A 16058-nucleotide genomic window follows, 5' to 3' on the forward strand; every position below is an offset into this window, starting at 1 on the left:
GTGGGAGCCGTCCCGAAAAGTCATCGTGGTCGTCCCTGCCTCGGGGGTGCAGCGGCTCTACCGGTCAGGACAGGCCCGGCTCGGCAGGCGGTCGGGTGCGGCGAAGAGCCTCCGGACGTTCGGCTCGGCGGGGGAGTGACCGTGCGGGGTGCGCTTGGGAGGTGGGGGAACTTTTGCTCGTACGCGACAAGGCGAAAGCCGCCCGGCTGGAGGAGCCGAACGGCTTGTGACGGTGCCCCGGGTGGGATTCGAACCCACACTGTGCGGGTTTTGAATCCGCTTTCTCTCCCAGTTGGAATACCGGGGCATGTCCGAAGTCTCCGGACGTATGGGTAACGCGTGATCGAAGCTTAGCCCAATGCGGGCCCAGACCGACACGGCGTGGCTCCAATCTACCGGACGTCTGTACTCTTCTGCTCGTGAGTACGCAGCGGCGAGTAGTGATCGCGGAAGACGAAGCCCTGATCCGGCTTGACCTCAAGGAGATGCTCCAGGAGGACGGCTACGTCGTCGTGGGCGAGGCCGGTGACGGTGAGCAGGCGATCAGGCTGGCCGCCGACCTGAGACCCGACCTCGTGATCCTCGACGTCAAGATGCCCGTGCTCGACGGCATCTCGGCGGCGGAACGCATCGTGGCCGACCGGATCGCCCCGTGCCTCATCCTGACCGCTTTCTCCCAGCGCGAACTGGTCGAACGGGCGCGCGACGCGGGGGCGATGGCCTACCTGGTCAAGCCGTTCACGAAGGCCGACCTGGTGCCGGCCATCGAGATGGCGGTGAGCCGGCACGAGGAGATGGTCGCTCTGGCGGCCGAGGTGTCGAGCCTGTCGGAGCGTCTGGAGACCAGGAAGCTGGTCGAGCGGGCCAAGGGCAAGCTGATGGCCCAGCACGGCTGGACGGAGCCGCAGGCGTTCCGATGGATCCAGAAGGCGTCGATGGACCGGCGGCTGAGCATGCGCGAAGTGGCCCAGATCGTCATCGACGACACAGGCGAACGCTCCTGACCCAGAACCAGCCAGGCGCTCACGCCTGACACGAGCGTCCCTGCTCCTGGCTGCCCAGGACTCGTCGAGCGCCCACTCCGGACGGCGTCTCGCGCTGCCCACCGGCCCGCTGGGCGGGTCCAGAAGCGGTGGCCGGTGCCGAGGAGGTGTGGGGCGGTCGCCGTCGACGCGATGGAGGCCGCGCAGCAGGCCGCCGGCACGCGGTGCCGACGCCTCAGCAGCACGAGGTGGTGGCACGTGGGCAGGCCACCCGCGCGTTGTACGGCTTCCAGCCGTCCGGCTCGCTGTGGGCGGAGGTGTCAGAGCACCGTCTGGGGAACAGTGGCGGCCGCGTGGGGTTTCCCGTTGGTACGGCATGGGACGTCAGGCCGGAAGAGTGCAGGTCTTGCTGGGGCGCTGCGGTCACTTCAGGGGGCCGCACCGGCCTTTCCGCGTGTGCTCCGCGTGTGCTCAGCGTGTGCTCCGCGGCGCGCGTCTTCGAGTGCGGTGACTCGGCTGCGGTGGGCCGACCGTGGTGGGCTGAGCGCGGTGACGCGACCGTGGTGGGGTAACCGGAAGTGATTCGACTGGGTGAACCGGCGCGGGGGCGTGCGGGTGGAAATGTGGTTGGTGGTTTTGTGAAGTGTCCACATTCTGGGATTTTCGGTCGTTTTCAGGGAAATTTGGCGCCAAGCGGTAACAAATCGGCATAAATGACAGTCCGGAACTCCCCTCCGCTTCCCCATGCAGGCAAGCTGAGCTCGGGAAACACGGCGATGGTGCTCGTTCCGTCGCCGAGATAGGGGAGTCTCTTTCATGATTCGGATTGCTCCAGCGGGGCGCGTCCTGGCCGTCGCGGCCGCGGCGAGCCTGGCACTGGCGGCCTGCGGCAGTGGCGACACAGCCGCGCAGCAGACCGGCTCCGCACCGGCGTCGGCGCCCGCGTCGGCGGAGAAGGGCGACGGCGTTCTCACGCTGGGCACGCTGCTCCCTCAGACCGGTTCGCTGGCCTACCTCGGCCCGCCCGAGTTCGCGGGTGCGGACCTGGCCGTCAAGGAGATCAACGAGGCCGGCGGCGTGCTGGGCAAGCCCGTCACGAAGTACGACACCGACTCGGGTGACACGACGACCAACATCGCCTCGCAGTCGGTCGACAAGCTGCTCGGACAGAAGGCGGACGCGATCATCGGCGCGGCGTCCTCGTCGGTGTCGCAGTCGGTCATCGACAAGATCACGGGTGCGGGCGTGGTGCAGTTCTCGCCGGCCAACACCTCCGACGAGTTCACCACGATCCAGGACCGCGGGCTGTACTTCCGTACCGCTCCGCCGGACAAGCTGCAGGGCCGGGTGCTCGGCGACGTCGTGGTGGGGGACGGCAACGACACCGTCGCGCTCATGGCCATGCAGGACTCGTACGGCTCCGGCCTGGCCGACCAGGTGAAGTCGACGGTCGAGTCGGCGGGCGGGAGCATCGTGGCGCGGGTCGACTACGACCCGAAGGCGGCCGACTTCTCCGCCGACGTCGCCAAGATCAAGGCCGCCAACCCCAAGGGCATCGTCCTGGTCGGCTTCGAGGAGACCGCCAAGGTCATCGCCGAGCTGGTCAAGCAGGGCCTGTCGGCCGACAAGGTGAAGTGGTACATGGTGGACGGCAACATGTCGAACACCAACTACGCGAAGATGCCCAAGGGCACGCTCAACGGGGTCAAGGGCTCCATCCCCGGCGCCGAGGCCCCTGACGAGTTCCGCGCGCGGCTCGCGAAGGTCGCCCCCGACCTCGACGACTACACCTACGCCGCGGAGTCGTACGACGCCACCAACCTCATCGCGCTGGCTGCCGAGGCCGCCAAGGACGACTCCGGCCGCTCGATCGCGTCCAAGCTGGCCGAGGTCAGCAAGGGCGGGGAGAAGTGCAAGAGCTTCAAGGAGTGCGTCGACCTGCTGAAGGCCGGCAAGGACATCGACTACGACGGCGTCAGCGGTCCTGTCGAGTTCGACGACAACGGTGACCCGGCCGTCGCCACGATCGGCATCTACCAGTACGGCGAGGACAACACCTACCCGGGCAAGGCGCTGGAGTACCGTACCGGCAACATCCAGGGCTGACGCTCAGCCGCCCAGGCCGCAGGCCCGCTGCGCGTAGCGGATCAACCGGTCCTGTACCGGCTTGGGCGGCATCACGATCACCACGCGCACCTCACCCCCGTCCAGGCTCGCCCGCACAGGGAACATGAACGCCTTCTTGGCCTCGCCGAAGGAGTGCCCGTCGCAGCGGGAGGGGGTGAGCCGCACCGGCACCTCGAGTCGCTGCGCCCCGGCGGGCAGCACGCCCGGGGGATCGTCCGCCACGCGGACGTCGTAGTGGCTCGTCGCGCCCACCTCGCGAAGCTCCAGCTCGCCAGGCCCGCGGCGGGTCACGACCAGGACGGCGTGCATGACCGCGTCCTTCCCGGTGCCCGTCTCCGTCCACTCCTCGCCGAACGCGATGCTCGCGGTCTGCTCGACGAGGAACTGCGAGCACTCGTCGCGCAGCAGCCTGGCCAGCAGCGGGTCGGGGTGCGGCAGCTCGAACACGACCCTGTGCGGCTGCCCGGACCCCGTGTCGACGTGCGCCACGACGGTGGCAGGTCGCAGTTCGGGCAGGCGGCCGGGCGTGCAGTTCGCGGCGCCGTACGGAATGGGAATGTCTGTACGCTCTGTCCGCCCAATGACGGTATTGACCTGTTTAGCGGCAATTGTGGCGAAGGACGGAGTGACGAGCTGGACGTCGGCGAAACGCACCCATGTTTCGGTCGTATTTCGGACAGCTACCTGGAGGCGGTGGACGGGCTCGTCAGAACGCCATTGGCCCAGGGACACCGAAACCCCAGCGGGCGGATCGGTGGGCGGTGGGGAAGTGTCCGGGGTCGTGGCGCAAGCCGCGATGAGGGCAACCGTTGCCACGAGAGCGAGGATGCGCTTCACTCGTTGCACATTAAGCGCCCATATCGCGGTCCGTAAGTTGAGGACTGATTACGACTCCGCATCCAAGTGCCGACAGTTCCTGCGCGGATCTAGTTGAGGCGCATGGCGATTGCATACGTTTCCGTCATTCGATCGGGAACGCTCGGCGGTGCTGACGGATCCCGGCCTGGAAATGAAGGAGACACTTCATGATCCGCATTGCTCCCGTGGGGCGGGCGCTGGCTGTCGTGGCTGCCACGAGCCTTGCCCTGACAGCCTGCAGTGGTGGCGGCGGCGACACCGCCACGCAGGCTTCACAGAGTGCCGCGCCGGAGTCCTCGGCGCCCGCCGCCAAGGGTGACGGCACGCTGACCCTCGGAACGCTGCTCCCCCAGACCGGTTCGCTGGCCTACCTCGGCCCGCCCGAGTTCGCGGGTGTGGACCTCGCTCTCAAGGAGATCAACGAGGCTGGTGGCGTGCTGGGCAAGCCCGTCACGAAGTACGACACCGACTCGGGTGACACGACGACCAACATCGCCTCGCAGTCGGTCGACAAGCTGCTGGCGCAGAAGGCCGACGCGATCATCGGCGCGGCGTCCTCGTCGGTGTCGGAGTCGGTCATCGACAAGATCACGGGTGCGGGCGTCGTGCACTTCTCGCCGGCCAACACCTCCGACAAGTTCACCACCATCGCCGACAAGGGCCTGTACTTCCGTACGGCTCCGCCGGACCAGCTGCAGGGCCGCGTCCTCGGTGACCTCGTCATCGCCGACGGCAACGACACGGTTGCCATCATGGCGATGCAGGACTCGTACGGCACCGGCCTCGGCGACCAGGTTCAGAAGACCGTCACCGACGCCGGTGGCCAGGTGGTCGTCCGGGTCGACTACGACCCCAAGGCCGCCGACTTCTCCGCCGACATCGCCAAGATCAAGGCTGCCAACCCCAAGGGCATCGTCCTGATCGGCTTCGAGGAGACCGCCAAGGTCATCGGTGAGCTGGTCAAGCAGGGCATGCCGGCCAGCAAGCACAAGTGGTACATGGTCGACGGCAACATGTCGAACGACAACTTCAAGGGCATGCCGAAGGGCACGCTCGACGGCGTGAAGGGCACCTACCCGGGCGCCGCGGCCTCGGACGAGTTCCGTGAGAAGCTTCTCGAGGTCAACAAGGACCTCGCCGACTTCACCTACGCCCCCGAGTCCTACGACGCGACCAACCTGATCGCCCTCGCGGCCGAGGCCGCCAAGAGCGACGCGGGCGTCGACATCGCGGCCAAGCTGGCCGAGGTCAGCAAGGGCGGCGAGAAGTGCACCAACTTCAAGGAGTGCGTCGACCTGCTGAAGGCCGGCAAGGACATCGACTACGACGGCGTCAGCGGTCCGGTCGAGTTCAACGACGCCGGTGACCCGGCCGTCGCCACGATCGGCATCTACCAGTACGGCCCGGACAACACGTACCCGGTCAAGGCGCTGGAGTACCGCACGGGCAACATCGGCGGCTGACGATCCACCGCTCGCACAGCTGAACTGAAAGGAAAGGGCCCGGCCGTCACGGCCGGGCCCTTTCGGCTGCCCAGGGGGTCAGTCCCGGCAGCCCGCCACGATCCGGCCGGCGGCGCCGCGGTACTGCTTGAGCAGCTCCACCTGCCGTTCGCGCGGCACGTCACTGCGGGCCAGGCCCGCAGTGGCCGCTCTGACGTCCTGTACGGCCCCGTGCAGCTCCGCGGGCAGCCGGTCGCCGAACTCCAGCGTGATGCCGCGTACCTCCGCGACACGGCCCAGCACGGCGTCCTGGAAGTCCTGCCGTTCCTCCTGGCCTTCCGGCTCCAGCAGGAGGTCCGCGTACCCGATGATGCTGACCACGCGGTCGCAGGGGCTGTCGGTGGGATCGCCGCCGGTGCTGTACTTCACCGCGGAGGAGGCGTCGTCCTGGCAGGCGGCCAGGAGAAGGGGCAGGGCGAGCGCAACTGTCACCAGACGTTTCACATGGACATGAAACAACGGAGGAGGGGCTCCGCGGGAGCCCCTCCTCCGTTGTCGTGCGATCCGCGCGCTACGCCTTGGCGAGCGTGCCGAGGTACAGCTCGATCACCTTGGGGTCGTTGGCGAGCTGCTTGCCGGTGCCGCTGTAGGCGTTACGGCCCTGGTCGAGGACGTAACCGCGGTGGCAGATCTGCAGGCAGCGCCGGGCGTTCTGCTCCACCATGATCACGGTCACGCCCGCCTTGTTGATCTGCTGGGCCTGGATGAAGACCAGGTCCTGCAGCTTCGGCGACAGACCCGCCGACGGCTCGTCCAGCAGCAGCACCGACGGCTCGGTCATGAGGGCCCGCGCCATCGCCACCATCTGCCGCTCACCGCCCGACAGGGAGCCGGCGCGCTGCTTGCGCCGCTCCTTGAGCGCGGGGAACAGCTCCGCCACGAACTCGAAGCGCTCCTTGAACTTCCCCGGCACCTGGAAGGCACCCATCTCGAGGTTCTCCTCGATGGTGAGGCTGGGGAAGACGTTGTTCGTCTGCGGCACGTAGCCGACGCCGCGGGAGACCAGCGAGTGGGCCTTCATGTTCGTGATGTCCTCACCCTTGAGCAGCACCGTGCCGCTCCGGATGGTGACCAGCCCGAACATGGCCTTGAGCAGCGTCGACTTGCCGGCGCCGTTCGGGCCGATGATGCCGATCAGCTCGCCCTGCTTCACGTAGAGGTCGGCGCCGTTGAGGATGTTGACGCCCGGCAGGTAGCCCGCGATCAGCTCGTCGCAGCGCAGCACCGCGTCGGCGGCGCCCTCCAGATGGGCGCTGCGGTCGGTGACGGCCTGCTTCGACTGGACCGGTTCTTCTGCGGCGGTCACTTCTGGGTCTCCTCTTCGATCTCGGCCTCCAGCTCGGCCTCGGCGTCCTGCAGCTGGGCCTGCAGCTCGCTGTCGGACAGCGGGGCGTCGTGGTGGGCGCCCAGGTAGGCGTCGACCACCCGCTCGTCGGACATGATCGTCGAGGGCGGGCCCTCGGCGATGACCGTGCCCTGAGCCATGACGATCACCCAGTCGCTGATGTCGCGGACCATGTCCATGTCGTGCTCCACGAAGAGCACCGTCATGCCCTGCTCGCGCAGGTCCTTGACGTGGCCGAGCAGCGACTGCGTCAGCGCCGGGTTCACACCGGCCATCGGCTCGTCGAGCATGACCAGCTCGGGTTCCACCATGAGCGCGCGGGCCATCTCGAGGAGCTTGCGCTGGCCGCCGGACAGGGATCCGGCGAAGTCCTCGCGCTTGGCGTCGAGCTTGAAGCGCCGCAGCAGGTCGTCCGCCCGCTCCGTGATCTCGTCCTCCTGGCCCGTCCAGAAGGCGGGGACCAGGGCACGCCAGAAGTTCTCGCCCTTCTGGCGCTGCGCGCCCAGGCGCATGTTCTCGATCACGGTCAGCCGGGACAGCGCCTTGGTGAGCTGGAACGTGCGCACCATGCCGTTCCTGGCGACCTTGTGCGGCGGGACACCGTTCATGGCGCGGCCGTTGAACGTCCACGACCCGGAGTCGGCCGTGTCGAACCCGGTGAGCTGGTTGAAGAACGTGGTCTTACCCGCACCGTTGGGGCCGATCAGCGCGGTGATCGCGCCCCGCTGGATCTCGACGTGCTCGACGTCGACCGCGGTGAGACCGCCGAAGCGGCGCACCACGTTGTCGACCACGAGGATCGGGTCGGGCTTGGGCACGCCGGGCTCGCGCGGCATGTCCTTGAAGACGGCCGTGGCCGCGGCCTTGCGGTCGTTGGCCGTGGTTTCAGCGTGCATCGATTGCGATCTCCCTCTTGTCGCCGAAGATGCCCTGTGGCCGGAAGACGAGCAACAGGATGAGGCCGAGACCGACGAAGACGTACCGCAGGGCGCCGGCCTGGTTGGCGTCGATGAACGTGATGACGCCGGCGGCGACCGCCTCGCTCAGGGTGCCGTTCAGCAGCACGAGCAGCACCCAGAAGAGCATGGAGCCGACGACCGGGCCGAACACGCGGGCCGCGCCGCCCAGGATGACCATCGTGTACAGGTAGAACGTGGTCTCCGTGCCGAAGACGTCCGGCTGTACCGAGCCGTAGGCCAGGCCGTAGATGAAGCCGCCGAGGCAGCCGATGACACCGCCCAGGACGAGCGACTGCATCTTGTACGAGAAGACGTTCTTGCCGAGGCTGCGCACGGCGTCCTCGTCCTCGCGGATGGCCTTGAGCACGCGGCCCCACGGGCTCTTCATCACCAGGTAGACGATGAGGCAGCACACCGCGATGAGCACCCAGCCGACGAGCATGACCCACAGCTGCCAGTGCGCGAAGAACAGCGGGATCGGCCCGAGGTTGAAGCCGTAGTCGCCGGGCGGGAAGGGGTTGAGCTCCTGGAAGCCGGTGCCGAAGCCGCGCCGGCCGTCGGAGCCGCCGAAGATGTCCTTGAACGCCACCGAGCGGAACACCAGGCGGATGATCTCCGCGCCGGCGATCGTGACGATGGCCAGGTAGTCGGCCCGCAGGTGCAGCGTCGGGATGCCGAGGAGCAGCGCCAGGACGGCCGCCGCGACGAGGCCGACGATGATGCCCACCCAGAACGGCAGGCCCATGACGGTGACCGTCACGGCCAGGCCGTAGCCGGCCACGGCCATGAACGCCGCCTGGCCGAAGTTGAGCAGGCCGGTGTAGCCGAAGTGGATGTTGATGCCGATCGCGGCGAGCGCGTACAGCACCGTCTCCACGCCGACGGCCGACTTGATGGTGGTGCTGAGAATCGTGATCCAGTCCATTGTGACCCTCCCCCGATCAGCCGATTCGCTCGCGGCGGCCCAGGATGCCCTGGGGCCGGACGAGGAGCACGATGATGAGCACCGCGAGAGCGCCGACGCTCTTGAGCTCCGGCGGCACCCACAGCGTGGACACCTGGATGAACAGGCCCACGACGAGCGAGCCGACCAACGCGCCGAACGCGGTGCCGAGACCGCCGAGCGTCACGCCGGCGAAGATGAGCAGCAGGATGTCCTGGCCCATCGTGTACTTGAGGTTCTGGGAGAGACCCAGCATGACACCGGCCAGCGCGGCGATGGCGGCGCCCGCCGTCCAGACGATCCTGATCACGCCGTCGACGTTGATGCCGGACGACGCCGCGAGCGCGGGGTTGTCGGCCACGGCCCGGGCCGCCTTGCCGGTACGGGTGCGCGTCAGCGCGATGCCGACCACGATCAGCACGGCCAGCTCGATGCCCATGGCGACGAGGTTCTTGGGCGCCGCGGAGATCGGGCCGATCTCGATGCCGGGCTGCGCGGTGTACTGCGCGAAGGACTCGGTCTGGGCGCTGAAGAAGATCAGGAAGATGTAGCGCAGGAAGATGGCCACACCGATCGAGATGATCATCATGGCGATGGTGCCGGTACCCCGCTTGCGCAGCTGCCCCCAGAAGAACCGGTCCTGACCGTAGCCGAGTGCGCCGGCCAGGATCACGCCGGCGACCGCTGCCGGGATCAGATGGAGCCCGAAACCCACGTTGAACATGTACGTGAGGATCGCGCCGAGCGTGACGAGCTCGCCGTGGGCGAAGTTGGTCAGGCCGGTCGTGCCGTAGATGAGCGACAGGCCGAGGGCGGCCAGCGCGATGATCAGACCGAGGTTCAGGCCCTCGAAGGTCAGCTGGGCGGCCTGGGCCCAGAACGTGCTCTGGCCGGCGCCGCTGTCACCCTGCTGCTGGCCCGCTGCGCCCTTGGCCTGCAGGGCGTACAGGACGCTGGAGCAGTTGCCCTCGTAGACCGTCGGCGTGCGGACGTTGTTGCCACCGCGGATCTCGACGTTCTGGGGCAGGGTGGCGGTGTCCAGGGTGACCTTGAATCTTCCTGGTTGCTCGACCTGCACGTCCCAGGCGCCTTGAGCGTTGGTGGTGACCTCTTCGACGGGTTGTCCGCTCTCGGTGGTCACGGCGATCTTTGCGCCGTTCACTGGCTGGCCTTGGAAAGTGAGTGTGCCCCTCAACCCCTGGCAGTCGGCGGGACCCGCGTGAGCGGGGCCGGCGAGCAGGAAGACGAGTCCACCCAAGAAGGCCGTGAACGCGATCACGGCTCTGCGCAATGGTGCTCCCTCAACTAGGTCAAGGCGGGGCTGTGCCCCACCATCTCGACGCGCGCGCATCGCAGGCACAACTGGGATGCAATGGCGGGAGCTTATTCCGGGTACGCCCGTTTCAGTATCGTTCGTCACCAATTAGTGACATGTGTGTGTCACGGATGTGAGCAAACAACGAAGCAGGTCAGGGCGTGATTCTGCGGATGCGCCGAAGGCCTCGAATAACGGGTCGCTAACAATCGCGGAGAAATGCGAAAGAGCCCGCGGGTCGGCCTTTGGGGCCGTGCAGGGCCTTCCCCGGCCGTACACGTTTTCTACTGGGCCACCCCGCGGGCTCTGCTCCGGCACCACCGTAGCGATTGACGGGGGTGGCGCGCAAAGGGTCGCGGTAAGTGATCGCTGTGTCAGCGGTCGCGGAGCATACAGGTGAGACGCGAGGTGCAAATGCGTCGGCCCTGCTCATCGGTAATTTCAATGTCGTACGTCGCCAGCGTCCGCCCGCCGTGCAGCCGCGTCGCGACGCCCGTCACATGACCGTCGGAAGCCGAGCGGTGGTGGGTGGCGTTCAGTTCGATGCCCATGGCGATCCGGTCGGGACCCGCGTGCAGGGCCGCCCCCACCGAGCCGAGCGTCTCGGCCAGCACCGCCGAGGCCCCGCCGTGCAGGATTCCGTACGGCTGGGTGTTCCCCGCGACGGGCATCCGGCCCACGACCCGCTCGGGGCCGGCCTCGAGCAACTCGATGCCCATGCGGTCGGCGAGGGTGTCACGGCTCAGTTCGCCGAACACCGAGAGGTCCACGGGGTTGGTCTGCGTCAAGGGGACGCCTCCAGTCTTCCGAGCTCAGGTTTTCTGTCGGACAGGCAGACTAGGCTGCGGGTGTGCCGAAGAGTGAAGTGACCCCCAACCGCCCATGCCTGTTGCTGCTCGACGGGCATTCGCTGGCCTACCGCGCCTTTTACGCGCTGAAAGACGCCAACCTGATGACCTCCGACGGTCAGCACACCGAGGCGGTCTACGGGTTCACGTCGATGCTGACCAACGTCCTGCGCGACGAGCAGCCGACCCACGTGGCGGTCGCCTTCGACCGGTCCGAGCCGACGTTCCGCCACGAGGAGTACGCCGACTACAAGGCCAACCGCAGCGAGACGCCGGAAGACTTCCGCGGCCAGATGCAGCTCATCTACGAGCTGCTCGACATCCTGCGGATCCCGCACCTGTCCAAGGCAGGCTTCGAGGCCGACGACGTCATCGCCACGCTCGCCACCCGCGCCGCCGCCGAGGGCATGAGCGTGCTGATCGTCACCGGCGACCGCGACGCCCTGCAGTTGGTCAACGAGAACATCACCGTCCTGATGACCCGGCGCGGCATCAGCGACATGACCCGTTTCACGCCCGATGCCGTCCAGGAGAAGTACGGTCTCACCCCCGAGCAGTACCCCGACTTCGCCGCCCTGCGCGGCGACCCCAGCGACAACCTGCTGAGCATCCCCGGCGTGGGGGAGAAGACCGCCGCCAAGTGGGTGCGCGAATACGGCTCGCTGACCGCCCTCGTCGACCGGGTCGACGAGGTCAAGGGCAAGGTCGGCGACAAGCTGCGCGAGCACGTCGCCCAGGTGCTGATGAACCGCCGGCTCACCGAGCTGCTGCGCGACGTCGCGGTCGAGGCCGAGCTCGAAGACCTGCGGCAGGGCACGTGGGATCGCGAAGAGGTCAACAAGCTGTTCGACACCCTGCAGATCCGCGGCGAGCTGCGTGAGCGGGTGTTCAAGGTGCTCGGCACCGGCGAGCAGGAGCCCGACCAGGGCTTCGAGGTCGAGACCGTGCTGCTCGGCCCCGACCGGGTCGCCGGCTGGCTGGCCGCGCTGCCCGAGGGCCGGGCCGGGCTCGCCTTCAAGGGCGTCTACGGCAGCGGCTCGGGCCGCATCGAGGCCCTCGCCATCGCCTCGCCCGACGGCACGGCCGCCCACATCGACCCGGTCAAGCTCACCGAGGCCGACGAGGTGGCGCTGCGGGCCTGGCTCGGCGACGACACCAAGCCCAAGGCCGTCCACGACGCCAAGGGGCCGATGCTGGCGCTGTGGGCGCAGGGCATGGAGCTGCGCGGCCTGGGCTGCGACACCGCGCTGGCCGCCTACCTCGCCATGCCGGGCCAGCGCACGTTCGCCCTCGAAGATCTCGCCAGGCGCTACCTCCAGCGCGACCTGCGCGCCGAGGAGGAGCCCAACGGGCAGGCCGCGCTCTTCGGCGACGACGAGGACGCCCCGGCGAAAGACCTCGCGCTGCGCGCCCACGCCGTACGCGAGCTGGCCGAGGCCCTCGAGACCTTCCTCGCCGGGCGCGGCGGCACCCAGCTGCTCAGCGACGTCGAGCTGCCGCTGCTGTCGGTGCTGGCCGAGATGGAGCGGGCCGGCATCGCCGTCGACAGCGAATACCTCACCGGGCTGGAGGCCGAGTTCGGGGCGGCGGTCAAGCAGGCCGTCGAAGAGGCCCACCGGTCGGTCGGCGAGCAGTTCAACCTGGGCTCGCCTAAGCAACTGCAGGAGATCTTGTTCAGCCGGCTCAACCTGCCCAAGACCAAGAAGATCAAGACCGGCTACAGCACCGACGCCGACCAGCTCGCCTGGCTCGCCACCCAGACCGAGCACGAACTCCCCACGATCATGCTCCGCCACCGCGACCAGCAGAAGCTGCGCACCACGGTCGAGGGCCTGATCAAGGAGATCGCCGACGACGGGCGCATCCACACGACGTTCAACCAGATCATCGCCGCCACGGGCCGGCTGTCGTCGGAGAAGCCCAACCTGCAGAACATCCCGATCCGCACCGCCGAGGGCCGCCGCATCCGGCAGGGCTTCGTGGTCGGCGAGGGCTACGAGACGCTGCTGACCGCCGACTACAGCCAGATCGAACTCCGGATCATGGCCCACCTGTCGGGCGACGAGTCGTTGATCGACGCCTTCGCCTCAGGCCACGACTTCCACCAGGCCACCGCGGCGCGGGTGTTCAGCCTGCCGCCCGAGCATATCGACAGCGAGCTGCGGGCGCGCATCAAGGCGATGAACTACGGCCTGGCCTACGGCCTGTCCGACTTCGGGCTGTCCGGGCAGCTGAACATCCCGGTGGCCGAGGCGCGGGCGCTGAAGGAGGAGTACTTCCAGGAGTTCGGCGGCGTACGCGACTTCCTGCAGGCCATCGTCGCCCAGGCCCGCGCCGACGGCTACACCGAGACGATCATGGGCCGTCGCCGCTACCTACCCGACCTCACCAGCGACAACCGCCAGCGTCGCGAGATGGCCGAGCGCATGGCGCTGAACGCGCCGATCCAGGGCTCGGCCGCCGACATCATCAAGGTGGCCATGCTCAACGTCCGGCGCGCGCTGGCCGAGGAGGGGCTGGTGTCGCGGATGCTGCTGCAGGTCCACGACGAGCTGGTGTTCGAGGTGGCGCCCGGCGAGCTGGAGCGGCTCGAGCAGCTCGTACGCGACCAGATGGGCGCGGCCTACCAGCTGCGCGTGCCGCTGGAGGTCTCGGTGGGCATCGGACGCACGTGGGAGGACGCCGGCCACTGACGCGGCCACCTATGCGGCGGAGGCTCATGGCGTAGACGAACGCCCTGGGTCTCCGCCGTGTACCGGTTCCCCCGCGGGAGGCCGCGTACCGGTCCCCGCGGGAGGTCGTCGCAGGGGGAGAGGCGGCCGGCGCCTTGCTGGGGCTGGGGCTGGGGCGCTCGACTGCGGCTTTCGCGGTGGCGCCATCGTGGGTGTCGGCTCGTCACTCTGCTCGTCGCACTGCTTGTCGCTTTGCTCGTCGGCCCCGCCCCACCGACCGGACGCACCAGCGTGTCGCGCGGGCCGTCCCCAGCCCTACTGGGCGCCGCCACCGCCTGGCCCACCCACACCACCCGCTGCCCGGCCTACCGCGCCGCCCGGCCCACCCACATCGCCGGCTGTCCGGCTCGCCTGTAGCCCGCTGTCCGGCCCATTCACATCACCCGCCGCCCGGCCCACTCGTAGTCCGCCGCCTGGCCTATCCACATCACCCGCCGCCCGGCTCGCCCGTAGTCCGCTGTGCGGCCCACTCGCATCCTGTCCTTCAACCCGCTCGGTGCGTGGGTGTGTCTGGGTGGGTGGGGCTCGTCGGGGTGGGGCGTGGGCTTGGGGCGGCGTGAGGGAAGGGTGATGTGTGGGGCTCATGCTGATTCGATGGTCAGGGTGTGAGGGTCTGCGGCGTGGGTGATTAGCGGTGCTGGAGAGGTCACGAGGTAATATCATCGTCAAGCACGGGCCCTGGGCGGTCGGCGGCTGGATGTTATCCAGATTGACCGCAGGGCGATCGTCTCATATGCTGATCGCTGCGCTGTGGGCTCGCGCGCGCCTCAGACGGAGCGGGCTCGCGCTCGGTCACGTCGATGTCGTAACTCCTCGGCTTGATGCGGAAGAGGGCCTGCCGCGCATCCGCCACATCGACATCCTGTCCGCGTTCGGAGCAATTCCACACATGACGTCCAGCACTGAGGCCACCTCGAGCACCCCGCAGGTAGCGGTCAACGACATCGGGTCCGAGGAAGCCTTCCTCGCGGCGATCGACGAGACCATCAAGTACTTCAACGACGGCGACATCGTCGAGGGCACCGTCGTCAAGGTCGATCGAGACGAGGTTCTTCTCGATATCGGCTACAAGACCGAGGGTGTCATCCCCTCGCGCGAGCTTTCCATCAAGCACGATGTCGATCCCGCTGACGTCGTGGAGGTCGGGGAGCACGTCGAAGCCCTTGTTCTCCAGAAGGAGGACAAAGAGGGCCGCCTGATCCTGTCCAAGAAGCGTGCTCAGTACGAGCGCGCCTGGGGCACGATCGAGAAGATCAAGGACGAGGACGGCATCGTCACCGGTACCGTCATCGAGGTCGTCAAGGGTGGTCTCATCCTCGACATCGGCCTCCGCGGCTTCCTGCCGGCGTCCCTGGTGGAGATGCGCCGCGTCCGCGACCTGCAGCCGTATGTCGGCCGCGAGCTCGAGGCGAAGATCATCGAGCTCGACAAGAACCGCAACAACGTGGTTCTGTCGCGCCGCGCCTGGCTCGAGCAGACGCAGTCCGAGGTTCGCCAGACGTTCCTCAACACCCTGCAGAAGGGTCAGGTCCGCAAGGGCGTCGTCTCCTCGATCGTCAACTTCGGCGCCTTCGTCGACCTCGGTGGGGTCGACGGCCTGGTCCACGTGTCCGAGCTTTCCTGGAAGCACATCGACCACCCGTCCGAGGTTGTCGAGGTCGGCCAGGAGGTCACGGTCGAGGTCCTCGACGTCGACATGGAGCGCGAGCGCGTCTCCCTGTCGCTCAAGGCCACGCAGGAAGACCCGTGGCAGCAGTTCGCCCGTACCCACCAGATCGGCCAGGTCGTGCCGGGCCGCGTCACCAAGCTGGTGCCGTTCGGTGCGTTCGTCCGGGTCGAGGAGGGCATCGAGGGCCTGGTCCACATCTCCGAGCTGGCCGAGCGCCACGTCGAGATCCCGGAGCAGGTCGTCCAGGTCGGCGACGAGATCTTCGTCAAGATCATCGACATCGACCTCGACCGTCGTCGCATCAGCCTCTCGCTGAAGCAGGCCAACGAGGGCGTCGGCACCGAGGTCGAGTTCGACCCGACGCTGTACGGCATGGCGGCCACGTACGACGACCAGGGCAACTACATCTACCCCGAGGGCTTCGACTCTGAGACGGGTGAGTGGCTCGAGGGCTTCGACAAGCAGCGCGAGGAGTGGGAGCGGCAGTACGCCGAGGCCCAGCAGCGCTACGAGGCGCACCGCAAGCAGATCGAGGAGGCCCGCAAGGCCGAGGCGGAGGCCGGCGAGGCCGCTCCCTCGTCCTACAGCGGCGAGACGCAGCCCCAGCAGGGCGGCTCCTCCTCGTCGGCTCCGGCCAGCGGCGCGCTCGCCTCTGACGAGGCGCTCGCGGCCCTTCGTGAGAAGCTCGCGGGCGGCCAGAGCTGAGCTCCTAGCTCATGATCGCCTGAGGCGCAGTTCCACCGGAAAGGCCCCGCACGGACACCCCGTGCGGGGCCT

Annotated in this window: 12 protein-coding genes and 1 tRNA gene; 5 read left to right on the forward strand and 8 right to left on the reverse strand. The window is 68.1% G+C overall.

Annotated features, from left to right (window positions below):
- Window positions 1-233: 233 nt before the first annotated feature.
- Window positions 234-307 (reverse strand) — tRNA-Leu (locus BLR04_RS23680).
- A gap of 112 nt (window positions 308-419) precedes the next feature.
- Here BLR04_RS23680 and BLR04_RS23685 point away from each other — a divergent pair.
- Together BLR04_RS23685 and BLR04_RS23690 are read left to right on the forward strand one after the other, a co-directional pair.
- Window positions 420-1004, forward strand: coding sequence for an ANTAR domain-containing response regulator (locus BLR04_RS23685; RefSeq protein ID WP_281191618.1), 585 nt, complete (start codon window positions 420-422; stop codon window positions 1002-1004).
- Window positions 1005-1799: 795 nt separating this feature from the next.
- Window positions 1800-3089 (forward strand): ABC transporter substrate-binding protein, encoded by a 1290-nt coding sequence (locus BLR04_RS23690; RefSeq protein WP_090769157.1) that lies wholly within the window; start codon window positions 1800-1802, stop codon window positions 3087-3089.
- Window positions 3090-3092: 3 nt separating this feature from the next.
- Here BLR04_RS23690 and BLR04_RS23695 read toward each other — a convergent pair whose 3' ends face one another.
- Window positions 3093-3599: a hypothetical protein gene (locus tag BLR04_RS23695; protein WP_090769159.1), complete on the reverse strand. Its 507-nt coding sequence runs from the start codon at window positions 3597-3599 to the stop codon at window positions 3093-3095.
- Window positions 3600-4135: 536 nt separating this feature from the next.
- Between BLR04_RS23695 and BLR04_RS23700 the strand changes: the two genes are divergently transcribed.
- The gene (locus BLR04_RS23700; protein ID WP_090769162.1) at window positions 4136-5431 is read left to right on the forward strand and encodes an ABC transporter substrate-binding protein; all 1296 of its coding nucleotides are present in this window, start codon (window positions 4136-4138) and stop codon (window positions 5429-5431) included.
- A 78-nt stretch (window positions 5432-5509) separates the two neighbouring features.
- On the opposite strand, the gene BLR04_RS23705 is transcribed toward BLR04_RS23700, so the two are convergent.
- From BLR04_RS23705 to BLR04_RS23730, 6 genes are all read right to left on the reverse strand, one after another.
- Window positions 5510-5914 (reverse strand): hypothetical protein, encoded by a 405-nt coding sequence (locus BLR04_RS23705; protein ID WP_143022161.1) that lies wholly within the window; start codon window positions 5912-5914, stop codon window positions 5510-5512.
- Between the two features lie 67 nt (window positions 5915-5981).
- Complete coding sequence (locus BLR04_RS23710) at window positions 5982-6776, reverse strand: ABC transporter ATP-binding protein (RefSeq protein WP_090769166.1); 795 nt, start codon at window positions 6774-6776, stop codon at window positions 5982-5984.
- Window positions 6773-7651, reverse strand: a complete 879-nt coding sequence (locus BLR04_RS23715) for an ABC transporter ATP-binding protein (RefSeq protein WP_245740457.1) — start codon at window positions 7649-7651, stop codon at window positions 6773-6775. Before BLR04_RS23715 ends, BLR04_RS23710 begins: the two co-directional genes overlap by 4 nt.
- A 49-nt stretch (window positions 7652-7700) precedes the next feature.
- Window positions 7701-8699: a branched-chain amino acid ABC transporter permease gene (locus BLR04_RS23720; RefSeq protein WP_090769170.1), complete on the reverse strand. Its 999-nt coding sequence runs from the start codon at window positions 8697-8699 to the stop codon at window positions 7701-7703.
- Between the two features lie 16 nt (window positions 8700-8715).
- Entirely contained in the window at window positions 8716-9858 is a 1143-nt protein-coding gene (locus BLR04_RS23725; protein WP_245740437.1) for a branched-chain amino acid ABC transporter permease, read from the reverse strand.
- Window positions 9859-10406: 548 nt separating this feature from the next.
- A complete protein-coding gene (locus tag BLR04_RS23730; RefSeq protein ID WP_090769362.1) occupies window positions 10407-10751 on the reverse strand; it encodes a PaaI family thioesterase in 345 nt (114 codons plus the stop codon).
- Window positions 10752-10882: 131 nt separating this feature from the next.
- Here BLR04_RS23730 and polA point away from each other — a divergent pair, with 131 nt between their 5' ends.
- The gene (polA, locus tag BLR04_RS23735) at window positions 10883-13573 is read left to right on the forward strand and encodes a DNA polymerase I (RefSeq protein WP_090769176.1); all 2691 of its coding nucleotides are present in this window, start codon (window positions 10883-10885) and stop codon (window positions 13571-13573) included.
- 928 nt (window positions 13574-14501) lie between these two features.
- The gene (rpsA, locus tag BLR04_RS23740; protein WP_090769178.1) at window positions 14502-15986 is read left to right on the forward strand and encodes a 30S ribosomal protein S1; all 1485 of its coding nucleotides are present in this window, start codon (window positions 14502-14504) and stop codon (window positions 15984-15986) included.
- Window positions 15987-16058 lie beyond the last annotated feature (72 nt).

Source organism: Nonomuraea maritima, assembly GCF_900100395.1.
GTDB lineage: Bacteria > Actinomycetota > Actinomycetes > Streptosporangiales > Streptosporangiaceae > Nonomuraea > Nonomuraea maritima.